This window comes from Labedaea rhizosphaerae (genome assembly GCF_004362825.1).
Taxonomy (GTDB): domain Bacteria; phylum Actinomycetota; class Actinomycetes; order Mycobacteriales; family Pseudonocardiaceae; genus Labedaea; species Labedaea rhizosphaerae.
Genome location: NZ_SNXZ01000001.1, coordinates 596,403 through 611,835 on the forward strand (window position 1 = coordinate 596,403; position 15,433 = coordinate 611,835).

17 protein-coding genes are annotated in these 15,433 nt (G+C 68.9%); 6 read left to right on the forward strand and 11 right to left on the reverse strand.

Annotated elements, in window-relative coordinates:
• Positions 1-6 precede the first annotated feature (6 nt).
• Positions 7-795 (forward strand): ABC transporter ATP-binding protein, encoded by a 789-nt coding sequence (locus tag EV186_RS02530; RefSeq protein ID WP_133847447.1) that lies wholly within the window; start codon positions 7-9, stop codon positions 793-795.
• A gap of 3 nt (positions 796-798) precedes the next feature.
• On the opposite strand, the gene EV186_RS02535 is transcribed toward EV186_RS02530, so the two are convergent.
• Positions 799-1,497 carry an LppU/SCO3897 family protein gene (locus tag EV186_RS02535; protein ID WP_133847448.1) on the reverse strand — a complete coding sequence of 233 codons (699 nt, stop codon included), beginning with the start codon at positions 1,495-1,497 and terminating at the stop codon, positions 799-801.
• 84 nt (positions 1,498-1,581) lie between these two features.
• A complete protein-coding gene (locus EV186_RS39350) occupies positions 1,582-2,400 on the reverse strand; it encodes an LppU/SCO3897 family protein (RefSeq protein WP_208115457.1) in 819 nt (272 codons plus the stop codon).
• A gap of 150 nt (positions 2,401-2,550) precedes the next feature.
• On the opposite strand from EV186_RS39350, the gene EV186_RS02545 reads away from it, so the two are divergent.
• The 5 genes from EV186_RS02545 (at position 2,551) to EV186_RS02565 (ending at position 6,233) form a co-directional block, all read left to right on the forward strand.
• The gene (locus tag EV186_RS02545; protein ID WP_133847449.1) at positions 2,551-4,212 is read left to right on the forward strand and encodes a DNA repair helicase XPB; all 1,662 of its coding nucleotides are present in this window, start codon (positions 2,551-2,553) and stop codon (positions 4,210-4,212) included.
• Between the two features lie 180 nt (positions 4,213-4,392).
• On the forward strand, positions 4,393-4,908 hold the full coding sequence (locus EV186_RS02550) for a DUF4253 domain-containing protein (protein ID WP_243753787.1): 516 nt from the start codon (positions 4,393-4,395) through the stop codon (positions 4,906-4,908).
• Positions 4,909-5,038: 130 nt separating this feature from the next.
• Positions 5,039-5,980: a helix-turn-helix domain-containing protein gene (locus EV186_RS02555; protein ID WP_166658996.1), complete on the forward strand. Its 942-nt coding sequence runs from the start codon at positions 5,039-5,041 to the stop codon at positions 5,978-5,980.
• A complete protein-coding gene (locus EV186_RS02560; RefSeq protein ID WP_133847452.1) occupies positions 5,896-6,072 on the forward strand; it encodes a DUF397 domain-containing protein in 177 nt (58 codons plus the stop codon). Before EV186_RS02555 ends, EV186_RS02560 begins: the two co-directional genes overlap by 85 nt.
• Positions 6,069-6,233: a DUF397 domain-containing protein gene (locus EV186_RS02565; protein WP_133847453.1), complete on the forward strand. Its 165-nt coding sequence runs from the start codon at positions 6,069-6,071 to the stop codon at positions 6,231-6,233. Before EV186_RS02560 ends, EV186_RS02565 begins: the two co-directional genes overlap by 4 nt.
• Before the next feature lie 4 nt (positions 6,234-6,237).
• Here EV186_RS02565 and EV186_RS02570 read toward each other — a convergent pair whose 3' ends face one another.
• From EV186_RS02570 to EV186_RS02610, 9 genes are all read right to left on the reverse strand, one after another.
• Positions 6,238-6,825 carry a DUF6461 domain-containing protein gene (locus EV186_RS02570; protein WP_133847454.1) on the reverse strand — a complete coding sequence of 196 codons (588 nt, stop codon included), beginning with the start codon at positions 6,823-6,825 and terminating at the stop codon, positions 6,238-6,240.
• A 475-nt stretch (positions 6,826-7,300) separates the two neighbouring features.
• Positions 7,301-8,422, reverse strand: coding sequence for an HNH endonuclease signature motif containing protein (locus tag EV186_RS02575; RefSeq protein WP_133847455.1), 1,122 nt, complete (start codon positions 8,420-8,422; stop codon positions 7,301-7,303).
• 279 nt (positions 8,423-8,701) lie between these two features.
• Positions 8,702-9,514 (reverse strand): serine hydrolase domain-containing protein, encoded by an 813-nt coding sequence (locus EV186_RS02580; protein ID WP_133847456.1) that lies wholly within the window; start codon positions 9,512-9,514, stop codon positions 8,702-8,704.
• A gap of 10 nt (positions 9,515-9,524) precedes the next feature.
• Complete coding sequence (locus tag EV186_RS02585; RefSeq protein WP_208115458.1) at positions 9,525-10,070, reverse strand: NADAR family protein; 546 nt, start codon at positions 10,068-10,070, stop codon at positions 9,525-9,527.
• A 20-nt stretch (positions 10,071-10,090) separates the two neighbouring features.
• Entirely contained in the window at positions 10,091-10,624 is a 534-nt protein-coding gene (locus EV186_RS02590) for a DinB family protein (RefSeq protein WP_424981890.1), read from the reverse strand.
• Between the two features lie 19 nt (positions 10,625-10,643).
• Positions 10,644-11,381, reverse strand: a complete 738-nt coding sequence (locus tag EV186_RS02595; protein WP_133847458.1) for an SRPBCC family protein — start codon at positions 11,379-11,381, stop codon at positions 10,644-10,646.
• A 73-nt stretch (positions 11,382-11,454) separates the two neighbouring features.
• Complete coding sequence (locus EV186_RS02600; RefSeq protein WP_133847459.1) at positions 11,455-12,309, reverse strand: FAD binding domain-containing protein; 855 nt, start codon at positions 12,307-12,309, stop codon at positions 11,455-11,457.
• On the reverse strand, positions 12,306-14,744 hold the full coding sequence (locus EV186_RS02605) for a xanthine dehydrogenase family protein molybdopterin-binding subunit (RefSeq protein WP_133847460.1): 2,439 nt from the start codon (positions 14,742-14,744) through the stop codon (positions 12,306-12,308). Before EV186_RS02605 ends, EV186_RS02600 begins: the two co-directional genes overlap by 4 nt.
• Positions 14,745-14,748: 4 nt before the next feature.
• Positions 14,749-15,276 carry a (2Fe-2S)-binding protein gene (locus tag EV186_RS02610; protein ID WP_133847461.1) on the reverse strand — a complete coding sequence of 176 codons (528 nt, stop codon included), beginning with the start codon at positions 15,274-15,276 and terminating at the stop codon, positions 14,749-14,751.
• Positions 15,277-15,433: the final 157 nt, after the last annotated feature.

A 15,433-nucleotide genomic window follows, 5' to 3' on the forward strand; every position in this document is an offset into this window, starting at 1 on the left:
GCAACGATGCTGGATGTGACTGGTCTCGGTCACGCGTTCGGCGCCAACCAGGTCTTCACCGACATCTCGCTCACGGTCAACGAGGGCGAACTGGTCTGCATCGTCGGCCCGTCCGGCTGCGGCAAGTCCACGCTGCTGCGTTCGATCTCCGGGCTGATGACGCCGAAGTCCGGCGAGATCCTGCTGCACGGCCAGCCGGTGCGGGGCAAGGTGCCCGGTGACCTCGCGGTCGTGTTCCAGGACTACAGCCGCTCGCTCTACCCGTGGCTCACCGCGGCGGGCAACGTCGAGTTCCCGCTCAAGCGGCTCAAGCTCACCACCGCCGAACGCAAGGAGCGGGTCCGCGAGGCGCTCGAGTGGGTCGGCCTCGCCGACGCCGGCAAGAAGCGGCCGCGGCAGATGTCGGGCGGCATGCAGCAGCGCGTCGCGATCGCCCGCGCGCTGGCGTACCGGCCGGCGCTGATGCTGATGGACGAGCCGTTCGCCTCGGTGGACGCGCAGACCCGCTTCGAGCTCGAGGATCTGCTGCTGCGGGTGCGCCGTGAACACGACTGCACGGTGCTGCTGGTCACCCACGACATCGACGAGAGCGTCTACCTGGGCGACCGGGTCGTCGTGCTGTCCCGCCCACCGGCGACCGTCGCGGCCGACATGAAGGTCGAACTGCCCGCCCAGCGCGACCAGATCAAGACTCGCGCGTCGGAGGCGTTCGTGTCCCTGCGCAGCGAGGTCGCCCGCCTGCTGCACGGCAGCGGGAATTCGGAGGAGAACGAGACCGAGGCCGCCGAGGAGTAGCCGTCAGGTCCCAGTGACCTCGTTCAGGCAGAGCGTCTCGCCGGGTTCCGGGTACACCAAGGTGAGCCCGGTGTCCGCCGGGCAGGCGCTCTCGGCGGCCTCACCGTTGACCACCTTGTCCGCGCGGGCCTCGGCATCCGCGGCCGTGCACGCCACCTTCGCGGTGGTGCCGCTGGAGACGTGGCTGAAGCAGTCGCCTTCGACGGCGTTGAGCATGAGGCACAAGGTGAACTCGTCGCCGCGACCGGACTGCGTGTAGGTGTCGTAGGAGTCCGACGGGCACTGCTCGTGGGTGCCGTCCATCTTGGTGCCGACCTTGAACACCGCGTCGGGTGAGGTGCAGTCGACCTTCTCGACGCGGGCGTCGGTGGTCGAGGCGGAAATGACCTTGATGCAGTCCCCAGCCACCGCCTGCGACGGCTGGGCCTTCGCCCATTCGACGGGGCTGCGGTGGTCGTTGTTGACCACGACGAACGCGATCACGCCCAGCACCACGGCGATCGCGATGCCGGCGACGACGAAGGGCGCCTTGCGCTTCGGCGGGACCGGCGCCTGCCCGTATTGGAACGGCACCTGCACGGGTGGCCGCGGAGGCTGCTGTGGCCACGGCTCGCCTCCGCCGCCCGGCGGCTGCTGCGGCGGGTAGGGCTGCATCGTCGACTCCGAAGGGACGGGCCGGAAGTACCACTCGAATGTAGCCACCCGGCGGGCCCGTCGGGGCCGGGTTGACCGAAGACCCGCCTGCCGCCACGGCGGTGACGGCGGCAGGCGGGTGCTCTGGTTATGTCAGGAACCCTGGCCGCTGCCGACCGGGTCGACGCACACGGTCACCCCCGGCTTGGGCTCGGGGTAGTCCAGCGGGAGGCCGGTGTCCTCCGGGCACGCCTTGACGTCGGCCTTGCCGTTGATGACCTTGGTGACCTTGCCCTCGGCGTCGGGCGCCGTGCACGCGACCCGGGTGGTCTTCTTGTTCTCGTCCTGCGAGGTGAGGTTGGCGAAGCACTCGCCTTCCTTGGTGTTCAGCATCAGGCACAGCGAGAAGTCGTCGCCCTTGCCGGACTGCATGTACTGGATGTACGAGTCCGTCGGGCAGTCACCGGTCGCGGTGTCGAGCTTGATCCCGACCTTGTACACCGCGTCGGGCGAGGTGCAGTCGATCTTCTCGACGTCGGCGTCGTTGGCCGCCGCGGAGTTGACCTTGATGCAGTCGCCCGGGTTGGCCGACGAGGGCGCCACCTTGCCCTTCTGGATGGCGTAGATCACGGCGACGACGATGACCACCAGCACGACCCCGGCGGTCACGAACAGCCGCGTCTTCGACTTCTTCGGGGTGGGCGGGTAACTCGGCGTGGCGGGCACCGGGCCACCCGGCATCTGCGGCGGCTGCTGGCCGGGCATGCCCCCGGGCGGCGTCCCCGGTCCCCCGACCGGCTGGCCGTACGGTGGCTGCTGCGGCGGGCGCTGCGGCTGCTGCTGGCCGTAGGGCTGCTGAGGCGGCGGCTGCTGACCGTACGGTGGCTGCTGCGGCTGCTGCGGCTGCTGCGGCGGCCGCGGGCCGTAGCCGCCCCCCGGCGGCGGTGGCTGCGGCGGGTACTGCTGGGTCATCGAGACTCCGAACGGGAGAGATTTGGGGTGCCAGGCCCTCGCTGGCCGGAGCAATGTATCCGGCCGGGATGACATCGCGACGCGCAACCGTTGAAGTTCTCTGCAGGGTGACCAAATGATCGCTGACCGAAAACAAGGGAGAATGCGTACGTGACCGACGGCCCCTTGATCGTCCAATCCGACAAGACGCTGCTGCTCGAGGTGGACCACGAGCTCGCCGACGACGCGCGCATCGCGATCGCGCCGTTCGCCGAGCTGGAGCGCGCGCCGGAACACGTGCACACGTACCGCATCACCCCGCTCGCGCTGTGGAACGCCCGCGCCGCCGGGCACGACGCCGAGCAGGTCGTCGACGCGTTGTCGCGGTATTCGCGTTATCCCGTTCCGCAGCCGTTGTTGATCGACGTCGTGGACACGATGGGCCGCTTCGGACGTTTGCAATTGGCAAATGACCCGGCGCACGGCCTGGTGATGAGCACGACCGACCGCGCGGTGCTCGAAGAGGTGCTGCGCAACAAGAAGGTCGCGCCCATGATCGGCGCGCGCATCGACGACGACACCGTCGTGGTGCACCCGAGCGAGCGCGGCCGGCTCAAGCAGGTGCTGCTCAAGGTCGGCTGGCCGGCCGAGGACCTCGCCGGCTATGTGGACGGGGAGGCGCACCCGATCGAGCTGGACGAGGCCGACTGGCACCTGCGCGACTACCAGCGCAACGCGGCGGCGGCGTTCTGGGCCGGCGGCTCCGGTGTGGTCGTGTTGCCTTGTGGCGCCGGGAAGACGTTGGTCGGCGCGGCCGCGATGGCGCACGCCAAGGCGACGACGTTGATCCTGGTGACCAACACCGTCGCCGGCCGGCAGTGGAAGCGCGAACTGGTCGCGCGCACGTCGCTCACCGAGGACGAGATCGGCGAGTATTCCGGTGAGCGCAAGGAGATCCGGCCGGTCACCATCGCGACCTACCAGGTGATCACCCGCAAGACCAAGGGCGAGTACCGGCACCTGGAGCTGTTCGACTCCCGCGACTGGGGCCTGGTGATCTACGACGAGGTGCACCTGCTGCCCGCTCCGGTGTTCCGCATGACCGCGGATCTCCAGTCGCGGCGGCGCCTGGGTCTGACGGCGACGCTGGTGCGTGAGGACGGCCGCGAAGGCGACGTGTTCTCGTTGATCGGCCCGAAGCGCTACGACGTGCCGTGGCGCGACATCGAGGCGCAGGGCTGGATCGCGCCGGCCGAGTGCATCGAGGTCCGGGTGACGCTCACGGAGAACGAGCAGCTGCAGTACGCGACCGCCGAGCCCGAGGAGCGGTACAAGCTCTGCTCGACGGCGAACTCGAAGCTGGCCGTCGTTCGGTCCATTGTGGACAAGCACGCGGGTGAGCCGACGCTGGTCATCGGCGCGTACCTCGACCAACTGGAATCGTTGGGCGCGGCCCTGGACGCGCCGATCATCCAGGGCTCCACGAGCAACCGCGAGCGCGAGTCCCTGTTCGACCAGTTCCGCCGGGGCGAACTGCGCACGCTCGTGGTCTCGAAGGTCGCGAACTTCTCCATCGACCTGCCGGAGGCGTCGGTCGCCGTGCAGGTCTCGGGCACCTTCGGCTCGCGGCAGGAGGAAGCGCAACGGCTCGGGCGGCTGTTGCGGCCCAAGGGCGACGGACGGCAGGCGCACTTCTACTCGGTCGTGTCGCGGGACACGTTGGACACCGACTACGCGGCGCACCGCCAGCGCTTCCTGGCCGAGCAGGGCTACGCGTACACCATCGTCGACGCCGACGACCTGCTCGGACCGTCCCTGCCCGACATTCGCTGAGCTTTTGTCGGTGGCTGGTGCTAGCCTCAGGCTCGAACATCAGTTCGAACGTGAGTGAGGCGAGTCATGACCGTCGTTGCACCGGCAGTTCCTGCCGTTGACCTGCCCTCCGGCCGTCGCCACGGCCGGTTGTGGGTGAGCGATGCGCCGGTGACGGACCCATGGCTCTATCCCGCGTGCGTGTCCCGGTTCGAACGCACCGGGCAGTGGCCGGTGCTGATCCCGGTGGACACGAGGTTCAGCAGTCCCGAGGCGCGACGGGTGCTGGTGGACTGGGTGCTGGCCGACTGGGCCGTGCCGCACCCCCGGGAGGCCGAGCCACCCCGCTACGAGACGGATCCGTTGGCCGACGCGGCAAACACGGGTTCGGTGCTGACCGGAGCCGGCGGCCGTCACGGGTTACACCGGCTCGGCCTGGCCGAGGTCGACGACCCGGCCGACATCCCCGGCCTGCTGGGCTGGGGGCCTGGTGGCGCGGGCGCGGTGCTGCGCAGTTGGCAGAGCCGTTTCGGCGCGCGGCTGGTCGTGCTGGGCACGCAGACGATGGTGCTGTCGGTGGCCCGGCCGCCGACGACCATGGCCCAGGCGGAACGGGTCGCGGCCGAGCACAAGGTGTTCAAGTCGGAGACGGCGAACAAGCGGTCCTACGCGAGCTCGCTGGTGCGGGCGCGGAGGTGGCGCCTACGGTATGCGTAAGGATTTTGCTTGCCCTGCAAGCGAATCGGGTGTGATGCCCCCTTTGAGTGGACTTGGCTTGCGCTGACACCATTCGCCGCCCTGATCGTTCTAGGTTGGTTTTCCGGAACGCAAAGGGGTGGTGGCAGTGGTGGAACACCGGGAGTCGTCCGCGCTTTCCCGCGAGCTTGGCGCTGAGTTGCGCAAGGCTCGCGAGAAGGCCGGGTATGTGGGGTACCAGCTCGCGAACCGTTTGGGTTGGTCCGCGAGCAAGGTCTCGCGCGCGGAAACGGGCCTGCAGCCACCAAGCGAGGTGGACACGGCGATCTTCTTGTCGTACTGCCATGCGGAGCGGGACGAGATCAAGTACTTGATGGGCGTCGCCCGCGAGCTGAGCGACGCGTATCACTTGCGCCCGCACGGTTCCGGCCTGCCCGATGAGCTGCGCACCCTGATCATCCAAGAGACCACCGCCGACGTGATCACCGAGTTCGAGGTCACCCGCATCCCCGGCCTGCTACAGACCGATGACTATGCGCGCGCGCTCTTCATGGCTGGCGTTGTGCCGCCAAAGGAAATCGGTGCGCGGGTCCAGGCCAGGGTGGATCGGCAATCACTGCTTGCGCGTCCCAAGCCCGACATCACCTTTTTCATCCACGAGTCGGCACTACGCACACCGGTTGGCAGCAATCGGGTGATGCACGAGCAGTGCTTGAAGCTGCTCTTCGACGTACACCGGCATGGCTCGGTCATCCGGGTGATCCCGATCGAGCACGGTGCGCATGCCGGGATGTCAGGCGCTTTCCGGATCATGCAAGTCACCGGCTACAACCCTGTGGTGTACGTGGAAACCCAGACGGTGAGCCTCTTCCTCGAGAAGGTCTCGGAGGTGACAACATACCTCCGGATGGTCGACAAGCTGGCTCTCGCTGCGCTGGATGAGGGACAATCGCGAGAGCTGATTGCACAGCTCGCAAGCGATTACGACCGACCCGAAGGATCCATGACATGGCCCGCGCTTGGCGCACCAGTTCCCACAGCGGCGACAACGGGAACTGTGTTCAGGTCTCCCTCACCACCACCGACGCCCTAGTCCGCGACTCCAAGAACACCACGGCGCCCGTCCTCGACTTCACCCCCGCCGCGTGGCGCACCCTGCTCACCCGACTCGACCAGCAGCCATGACGCGGACCTGGCGCACGAGTTCCCACAGCGGCAACGTCAACTGCGTTCAGGTCTCCCTCACCACCGCCGATGCCCTAGTCCGGGACTCCAAGAACACCAGCGGCCCCTCCCTGCGCTTCACCCCGAAGGCGTGGCGCGCCCTCGTGACCCGCATGCCGTAGCCGGTCACGGCAGCCGCGCGCCGGGCACGTCGCGCAGCAGGACGTCGGGGTTGGGGATCCGGTAGGTGGGCGCCTTGAGGGTCAGCCAGAACCGGTCGAACGAGATCCTGGTCCGCTCTTCCATGGCGGCCAGGCTGGCCGCCTTGTAGTGCTCGATGTCGAAGTCGCTGCTGAGCCAGTCCGGGTGGATCGCCCCGGCGCCGGGTCGCGTGTCGGCGAACAGGGGCTCGAAGTAGGCGGTGATCTTCCCGTCTTGGGCCTCGGTCACGTATGCGTGGCCGTGGCGGTTCCAGTAGACGCCGAAGTACCGCCCGCCCTGGCGGGTCACCCGCCGCGCGATCTCCGGGACTTTGCCGCTCCAGCCGTTGTTCTCGGTCATCGCGACGAACCCCGGCGCGGCCAGGATCCGCAGGCAGAAGTACTGCCCGAACTCGTCCGCGGGCACTGCCGACTGCTCGAACGTCCGCGTGCCCATCCGTATGTCCGGATCCCCGCCGTGCGCCCGCACGACGTTCGACGCCAACACCCCGTTCGTGACCGCGATGGTCCACGCCAGGCCCTGCTCCTCCTCGATCCACGCGTACTTAGCCACCGAGCTGTGCATCCGCTTCCTCCACGACGTCGCCGACACCCACTAGCAAGCACCCATGCGCCCAAGACAAGCAAGTAGCCCTTTCAGGCGAATTTCGTGCCCGGCTCCGGCCTCCGCTTCCCCGCCCCCGTCAGCCTGCGCCCCGATCCCTCTCGCCGAACTGAGCAGCTCGCCGGCGTGATCTCGGCTCCCGACTCGGCGGTTGCTCTCGAAACGAGCGTCGCTTGCCGGGGTGGTGGCTGGAATGGGTGGCTGATTGGGGGTTGAGTCTTCGGGGATGGCTGCTCTCGACCGGGTGTTGCTGCCGCGGGTGTTCGCCGCCGGTGGCTGGGTTGGTCTCGGGGTTGGGGGCGGCGAACACCCTTGCCACCGGTGCCGGTGGTTGCGCTGCGAGGGTGGCCCGGTTGAGGGGTTGCGTTGCGTGGGCAGCCTGCAGCGGGCGCGGTGGTGCCGGCGGTGGCTGAGTTACAAGAATTTAGGAGGCGCGTTGTAGCCAGGGTGGTGGGGTGAATACCGGCAGCCCGTTATCCATGTGCACCGACCATTCGGTGTGATGGATCAACCGATGGTGGTATGGGCATACCAGCACGAGATTATCCAATGTCGTTGATCCGCCGTCTGCCCAATGCTGAATGTGGTGGGCGTGACATTGATGCGGTGTTCGCGCGCACCCGGGGGCGGCGCAGCCTTGGTCGCGGATGGCGAGGGCTCTGCGCAATCGCTTATCGGCCAGGCGTCGGGTTTCCCCGATATCCAGTGGCTGGGATTTGCTGTCGAGGACGATGGGGATGAGTTTCGCCTCGCACGCCACGCGGCGGGCCTGTTCTGGGGTCAGGGTGCGGGCGTCGTCGAGGATGGCCCGGCCGATGCGGGTTTGCAGGGTCTCCAGGGAGACCGTGACCGCGATGTGGGGGCGTTCGCCGCCTTCGGCGGGGGCTTGGCCGGAGTCGGCGGCGAACCCGATGATCTCGGCCAGCGCGTCGCCCTGCCGCTCGCTCAGGATCCGGTCATCCTGAGGCTGGGGCTTGGCCAGTGGGGAGAGCAGCGCGCGCAGCACGCTCGCGTCCTCGGTGCCGAGCCGGAACTGGCCTGACAGGGATCCGTCGCGGTGTTCGTAGAGGTCCAGCGTGTTCTGCGCGTCCACCACAGTCGGCTCGACCGGCTTGCGACCGTCGGGGTTCAGCGCGTCGACGATGCGCTTACCGAGGTGGATGAGCTGGGTCGGGTTGAACTCCCGAGCCAGCTCGGTCATGTCTACGTCGACCTGTTCGGCGTGCTCGACCGGGACGAGTTCCACCGCGGTGGCGATCTTGTCGACGTGCGCGCCAGAGATCTCCCCCGCGGCCATCGCCGCCCGCGCGGCAGGCAGCCGCGGCGGGATCGACTGGCCGGTGATCCCGACCTTCGGGCACAACAACTCGACGTGATGTTCAAGACGCTTGGCTTCAGGAGCGGTCAGATGCAGGACATCCTGCAGAAACCGCCACAACTGGGGATACCCGGACTCTTTCCACTCCAGGTGGGAAATGTCGTCGAGCAGCTTCAACTCCAGTTGTCGCATCTGCGCGACAGTCGAGTTAAGCTCCCCCAGCTCCATACCCCGATCATACCACAACAAACGACCAAACGGCCTAATCGAAGAATGGTGGAATATTCCGGTTCTTCCACGCAGCCCAGCCACCACCGGGACCACCCGCAAACGGCAGGAAACAACGCAACGCAACCATTCAACCGGCCACCCAAGCAACGCAAACCGCCGGCACCGTTGGCAAGGGTGTTCGCCGCCCCGACCCGAGACCAACCCAACCACCCGGCGGCGAACACCCGCGGCAGCCGCCCTTAATAGCTCCTAATCGAGCCCCAAGCGCCAGAGACCTCAGGCGAACTCGGCCAACACGGCATCCGTGAACGGCGTCCACGCCCCGACCGCCCACGGCCCGAAGTCCTTGTCCGTCAACGCAACGCAAGCCAGCTTCGCCGCTGGGTCGACCCACAGGAACGTCCCCGACTGTCCAAAGTGGCCGAACGTGGCGGGCGAGCTGTTCTTGCCGGTCCAATGTGGACTCTTGTGGTCACGCAGCTCGAAGCCCAGACCCCAGTCGTTCGGCTTCTGCATCCCGTATCCCGGCAGCACGCCGTTCAACTCCGGGAACGCCACCGACGTCGCCTCCTCGACCGTCGCCGAATCGACGAGCGTGGGCGCCTGCAGCTCGGCCGCGAACACCGCCAGGTCATCGCAACTGGACTCGGCCCCGGCCCCGGCGGATCCGACAAGGCGCGTCGAAGTCATCCCCAGCGGCTGGCAGACCGCTTGGTCGAGGTACTCCGCGAACGCGATCCCCGACGCCCGCGCGACCGTCTCGGCCAGCACCGCGAAGCCGGTGTTGGAGTAGATCCGCCGCGTCCCCGGCAACGCCTGCTGCTGCTCGGTGTCGAAGGCCAGCCCGGAGGTGTGCGCGATCAGGTGCCGCACGGTCGAACCGTCGGGACCAGCCGGGTCGGTCCACTCGACGGCACCCTCCTCGACCGCGATCAGCACGGCGTACGCGCTCAGCAACTTCGTCACCGACGCCAGCGGGAACACCCGCCCGCCGTCGCCGTACCGGCCGATCACGTCGCCCCCGGACGCGACGACCGCGACCGCCGCGTTGTCCACCGGCCACGACTCGATCAAGCGCGCGCTGTCCATGCGCCGCACCCTATGACACCAGCCGGTCCCGGACTTCCATCAGTGCGAACCCCAGCAGGTTCGTGCCGCGCCAGGTCGACGGGGTGGTCGCGCGCGGGTCGTCGGCCGCGAGCCCGATCCCCCACACCGGGTCCACCGGGCTCGCCTCGACCAGCACCGCGTCGCCGGTGCCCACGAGGAACTTGCCCAGGTCGTCGTGCTGATCGAACTTGGCCAGGTTCCCGCGCACCACGATGTCGAAGGCCGCCGCCTGCCAGGTCTCGTCGTCGAAACCGCGCACGGTCCGGCCCAGCTTCTTGGCCGCCGCCGGTTCGTCGGTCTCAAGGATCTTCATCGCGGCTTCCTCGTCGCCGAACAGCCGTGCCTTGCCGACCATCATGAAGTGCTCGGCGGTCGCGAACCGCTCACCACCGACCACGAACGCGGCGGGCCACCACTGGCTCAGGCAAGCGGTCCCGATGCGCCCGTCCTTGCGCGGCCGGTGCCCCCAGAACCGCACGTACTCGATGTTCTCCCCGGCGGCTTCCCGCCGCACCAACTCCGCCACCCGGTCCACGGGCGCACCCTAACCGCGGCTCAGGCCTGAGCGGCGCGCGCCGCGCTCTCGATGGCCGCGCACCGGGCGATGGCGTCCTTGCTCGGCGGGGCCGCGCCGTCGACGCCCACCGCGCCGTCGATCGACTCCCGCAGGATGTCGGCGTGGCCGGCGTGCCGGGTGGTCTCGGTGATCATGTGGAGCAGCACGCCGAAGAGCGTCACCTCGGGCTTGCGCCACCACGACACCCGCCCGGGCGCGTCGAGCGGGAGGCCCTCGATCGTCGCGTCGGTGTGCGCCCACACCGAGCGGTAGAACTCGACGACCTCGGTGCGCGACTCGTGCTCGGTCGCCCACAGGTCGGTGCCGCGCGGAGGCAGCGGCCGCGGGAACGGCCGGTCGAAGACCTCACCGAAGTAGCGGGCCTCCCAGGTCGCGAGGTGTTTGACCAGGCCGAGCAGGTTGGTGCCGGTGGGCGTCAGCGGCCGGCGCACGTCGTACTCGGAAAGCCCGTCGAGCTTCGCGAGCACCGCGCCGCGGACGAACCGCAGTTCTTCGTGCAGGGTGGCTTTCACATTGATCAAAGCTGATCACTCACCGCCGTCGCCGGATGATCAGGAAGATGATGAGCGCCAGCAGCGCGGCGGCCACCGGAGCTGCTCGCTTCGCGACCGACGCGCCGGCGAACTCCATCAGGTCGATGGGCTCCGACGTCGGCTGCGGTTCGACGAGCCGGGGCTTGGCGGCGGCGGACTCAGCGGCAGGCGTCTCGGCGGCGGGCTTCTCGGCGGCGGGCGGCGGCTCGGCCTTCTCGGCCGCCGACTGCCCCGGCGCCTCCTCAGCCGGAACCGAGGACGAGGACGCGGCCGGCGCCGAGGAAGCATCAGGGGTCGTGCCGAGCTTGGCCGCCAGGCATTCCGAGAACGCGTTGAGGATCTTCCCGCCGACCTCGGCGATGAGCCCACGGCCGAACTGGGCGGGCCGGCCGGTGATCGCCAGGTCGGTGTGCACCGTGCCCTCGGTGCCGTCGTCCACCGACGCGAGGGTCACCGTCACCGTGGCCGCGGCGGTGCCGTTGCCCCGGGAGTCCTTGCCGGAGGCCTTGATCACCACCTTGCGGGCGGCTTCGTCCTGCTCCAGGAACTCGCCGGAACCCTTGTACAGCAACGAGATCGGCCCCAGCTTCACCTTCACCGTGCCGGCGAAGGTGTCGCCTTCGACGCTGGTGAGCGTCGCACCGGGCATGCACGGCGCCACCCGCTCGGGGTCGAGCACCGCCTGCCACACGGTGTCGATCGGGGCGGGGACTTGGAACTTGTGCTCGAGCTGCACGGTCGGGCCTCCTTGAGAAAACGACCGGGGTGGTGTCCGTTCTACCCGGACACCACCCCGTTCGCACATCTGATCAGGAACCGGCGGCGGCCGCTACTGCCCGTCCGGTCAGTACCTCGGCGAGGTGCTTGCGGTAGCGCTCGTCGGCATTGCCGTCGGCGGTCGGGCTGGTGCCCTCGGCGGCGTGCGCGGCCGCCGCCTTGATGGACTCGGCGTTGGCGGGCTGCCCGACCAGGGCGTTCTCCACGCCGGTGGCCCGAACCGGCGTCGCCGCCATGTTCGTCAGGGCGACCCGGGCCTCGGCGATGGTGCCGCCGTCGGCCCGCACACAAGCCGCGACGCCGACGATCGACCACGCCTGCGCGACGCGGTTGAACTTCTCGTAGTGCGCGCCCCAGCCGGTGTGCTTGGGCACGCGCACCTCGACCAGCAGCTCGTCGGGCTGCAACGCCGTGGTGAAGAAGTCCACGAAGAACTCCGCCGCGGGCACGGTCCGCCGCCCGGACGGCCCGGCGATCACGAACTCCGCGCCCAGGGCCACGGCCGGGGCCGGTAGGTCACCGGCGGGGTCGGCGTGCGCGAGGGCGCCGCCGAACGTGCCGCGGTGGCGGACCTGCGGGTCGGCGACCGTGTCCGTCGCCAGCTTGATCAGCTCCGCGTGCTCGGCGACCAGCGGGTCGCGTTGCACCTCGTAGTGCGTGGTCATGGCGCCGATCACGATCGCGTCGCCGTCCTCGCGCACGCCCCGCATGTCGCCGACCTTGCGCAGGTCGACGATCGTGGTCGGCGCGGCCAGGCGCATCCGCAGCACCGGCAGCAGGCTCTGCCCGCCGGCCAGCACCTTCGCGTCCTCGCCCGCCTCGGCGAGCGCGCGCACCGCCTCGTCGACGCCGGCCGGGGCCACGTAGTCGAAGTTCGCCGGAATCACTGCTGACCTCCTGGCACGTCGATCGAGCCGAGACCGCCGCCGGACTCGCTGCCGAGACCGCCCGCGTCGGACGGTCCGCCGTTGATGGCCGTCCACACGCGCATCGGCGTGGTCGGCATTTCGATGTCGTTCACGCCGAAGTGCCGCACCGCGTCGACCACGGCGTTGACCACCGCGGGCGTCGAGGCGATCGTGCCGGCCTCACCGACACCCTTGACGCCCAACGGGTTCGTCGTGGACGGCGTCTCGGTGCGGTCGGTGGTGAACGAGGGAAGGTCGGCCGCCGAGGGCAGCAGGTAGTCGGCGAACGTGCCGCTCTGCAGCGTGCCGCTCTCGTCGTACACGGCCTCCTCGTAGAGCGCCTGCGCGATGCCCTGCGCGAGCCCGCCGTGCACCTGGCCGTCGGCGATCAACGGGTTGACCACGACGCCGATGTCGTCGACGCACACGTACTTGCGCAACGTGACGCGGCCGGTCTCGGTGTCCACGTCGACCGCCGCGAGGTGCGTGCCGTGCGGGAACGAGAAGTTCTCCGGGTCGTAGACGGCCTCGGAGTCCAGCGTCGGCTCCACGCCGTCGGGCAGGTCGTGCGCGGCGAACACCGCGAGCGCGATGTCCTGGATCGCCGTGGACTTGTCGGTACCCCTGACGGTGAACTTGCCGTTCGCGAACTCGAGGTCGTCTTCTGAGGCTTCCATCATGTGCGCGGCGATCGGCTTCGCCTTGGCGATCACCTTCTCCGCCGCCTTGACCACGGCGATGGCGCCGACCGCGAGCGAACGCGAACCGTAGGTGTCCAGCCCCTTGTGCGAGGACTGGGTGTCGCCGTGGAGCACCTCGACGTCCTCGAACGGCACGCCCAGCTGGTCGGCGACGATCTGGCTCCACGCCGTCTCGTGGCCCTGCCCGTGCGGCGAGGAACCGGTGATGACCTCGACCTTGCCGGTGGGCAGCATCCGGATCGCACCGTGCTCCCAACCGCCGGCGCCGTAGTCCAGCGAGCCGAGCACGCGTGACGGCGCGAGCCCGCACATCTCGGTGAACGTCGAGATGCCGATGCCCAGCTGCACCGGGTCGTTCCGGTCGCGGCGTTCCTTCTGCTCGCGGCGCAGGCCGTCGTAGTCGAAGAGCTCCATCGCCTTCGACGTCGCGGCCTCGTAGTTGCCGCTGTCGTAGGTCAGCCCGCACACCGTCGTGAACGGGAACTCCTCGTGCTTGATCCAGTTCTTCTCACGCAACTCCATCGGGTCCATGCCGAGCTCGACCGCGAGCTCGTCCATGATCCGCTCGATGGCGAAGGTGGCCTCCGGACGACCGGCGCCGCGGTAGGCGTCGGTGATCGTCTTGTTGGTGAACACGTTCGTGCACGCGAACCGGTACGCGGGGAACTTGTAGATCGCGTTGAACATGAACGCACCCAGGATCGGCACGCCCGGCGCGACCAGGCCCAGGTAGGCACCCATGTCGGCGATCAGGTCGACCTTGAGGCCGGTGACCGTGCCGTCGCGCTTGGCCGTGATGGTGATGTCCTGGATCTGGTCCCGGCCGTGGTGCGCGGTCATCATGCATTCCGAGCGCGTCTCGGTCCACTTGACCGGCTTGTTCAGCTTCCGCGCGACCGTCACCGTCAGCAGTTCCTCGGGCAGCACGCCGATCTTGCCGCCGAACCCGCCGCCGACGTCCGGCGCGATGACCCGGATCTTGTGCTCCTCGATGCCCAGCGTCAGCGCCGTCATCGTGCGCAGGATGTGCGGGACCTGGGTGGCCGACCACATGGTCAGCTGGCTGCTGGTCGGGTCGACCAGCACCGAGCGCGGCTCCATGAACGCCGGGACCAGGCGCTGCTGGCGGAACCGGCGGGTGACGGTGACCTCGGCGTCGCGGATCGCGTCCTCGACGCTCGCGCCCGTGCCCGCCTCGCCGGAGTCGAACACCCAGAGGGCGTTCTTGTTGGTCTCCAGGTCGGGGTGCACGAGGTCGGCGCCGTCCTTGAGCGCCTCCTCGATGTCGAGCACCACGGGCAGGTCCTCGTAGTCGACCTCGATGGCCTCCATGGCGTCGCGGGCCTCGGCGGCGCTGCGCGCGATCACCACGGCGACGCCCTCACCGGCGAAGTTCACCGTGTCGGCGGCGAGCATCGGGCGGCGCGGGGCCTTCATGTCCGGGGTGATCGGCCACGCGCACGGCATGCCGATCGAGCTCTCGGGGTCGACGTCCTTGGCCGTGTAGACGGCGACGACGCCGCGCATCTTCTTCGCCTCGGTCGTGTCGATCGAGGTGATCTTGGCGTGCGCCATGGGGCTGCGCAGGATCGTCGCGTGGAGCATGCCCGGGACGGTCAGGTTGTCGGTCCAGCGGGTCCGGCCGGTGATCAGCCGCGCGTCCTCCTTGCGCAGCCGGGCCTTGCCGATCTCCGGTTCGATGGTCGCGGTCATGTGGTCACTCACCTCCGGCGGCGTGGCTGGGGGTGCGCTCGTCGACGCGTTCGGCCTCGGGGCCCGCGCCGGGACGCATGTGGTGGGCCGCGTCCCGCACCGCCTTCACGATGTTCTGGTAGCCGGTGCAGCGGCAGAGGTTGCCCTCCAGCCCTTCGCGCACGGCCTTCTCGTCCGGGTCCGGGTTGTCGGCGAGCAGGTCGACCGACTGCATGATCATCCCGGGGGTGCAGAACCCGCACTGCAGGGCGTGGTTGTCGTGGAACGCCTGTTGCACCGGGTGCAGCGTGCCGTCGCGGGCGAGGCCTTCGATGGTGGTCACCTCGCTGCCGTCGGCCTGCACCGCCAGCACCGAGCAGGACTTGATGCTGTGCCCGTCGAGGTGGACGGTGCACGCGCCGCAGTTGCTGGTGTCGCAGCCGATGACGGTGCCGGTCTTGCCCAGCCGTTCACGCAGGTACTGCACGAGGAGCATGCGTGGCTCTACATCATCGGAGTACTCGGTTCCGTCCACGGTCACGGTGATGCGCATGAGGCCTCCACGACGGTTCGTCCGCAGAACAACCGGCCCGACACCAGTACGTCAGTGATCGGGCTCACAGAGTGCAGCCTTCACCCCTGCGGCCATTCGGACAACCCCGTGTAGGCCACTCCGCCGGAATACACCCGACCGGACGGGGCACTTGTGA

What these genes read in the sequence shown, in the direction of transcription:
- EV186_RS39350 (WP_208115457.1), bottom strand. Translation starts at nt 2,400, where the DNA reads ATGACCCAGCAGTACCCGCCGCAGCCACCGCCGCCGGGGGGCGGCTAC.
- EV186_RS02610 (WP_133847461.1), bottom strand. Translation starts at nt 15,276, where the DNA reads ATGCGCATCACCGTGACCGTGGACGGAACCGAGTACTCCGATGATGTA.
- EV186_RS02565 (WP_133847453.1), top strand. Translation starts at nt 6,069, where the DNA reads ATGACGCGGACCTGGCGCACGAGTTCCCACAGCGGCAACGTCAACTGC.
- EV186_RS02605 (WP_133847460.1), bottom strand. Translation starts at nt 14,744, where the DNA reads ATGACCGCGACCATCGAACCGGAGATCGGCAAGGCCCGGCTGCGCAAG.
- EV186_RS02575 (WP_133847455.1), bottom strand. Translation starts at nt 8,422, where the DNA reads ATGGAGCTGGGGGAGCTTAACTCGACTGTCGCGCAGATGCGACAACTG.
- EV186_RS02530 (WP_133847447.1), top strand. Translation starts at nt 7, where the DNA reads ATGCTGGATGTGACTGGTCTCGGTCACGCGTTCGGCGCCAACCAGGTC.
- EV186_RS02580 (WP_133847456.1), bottom strand. Translation starts at nt 9,514, where the DNA reads ATGGACAGCGCGCGCTTGATCGAGTCGTGGCCGGTGGACAACGCGGCG.
- EV186_RS02560 (WP_133847452.1), top strand. Translation starts at nt 5,896, where the DNA reads ATGGCCCGCGCTTGGCGCACCAGTTCCCACAGCGGCGACAACGGGAAC.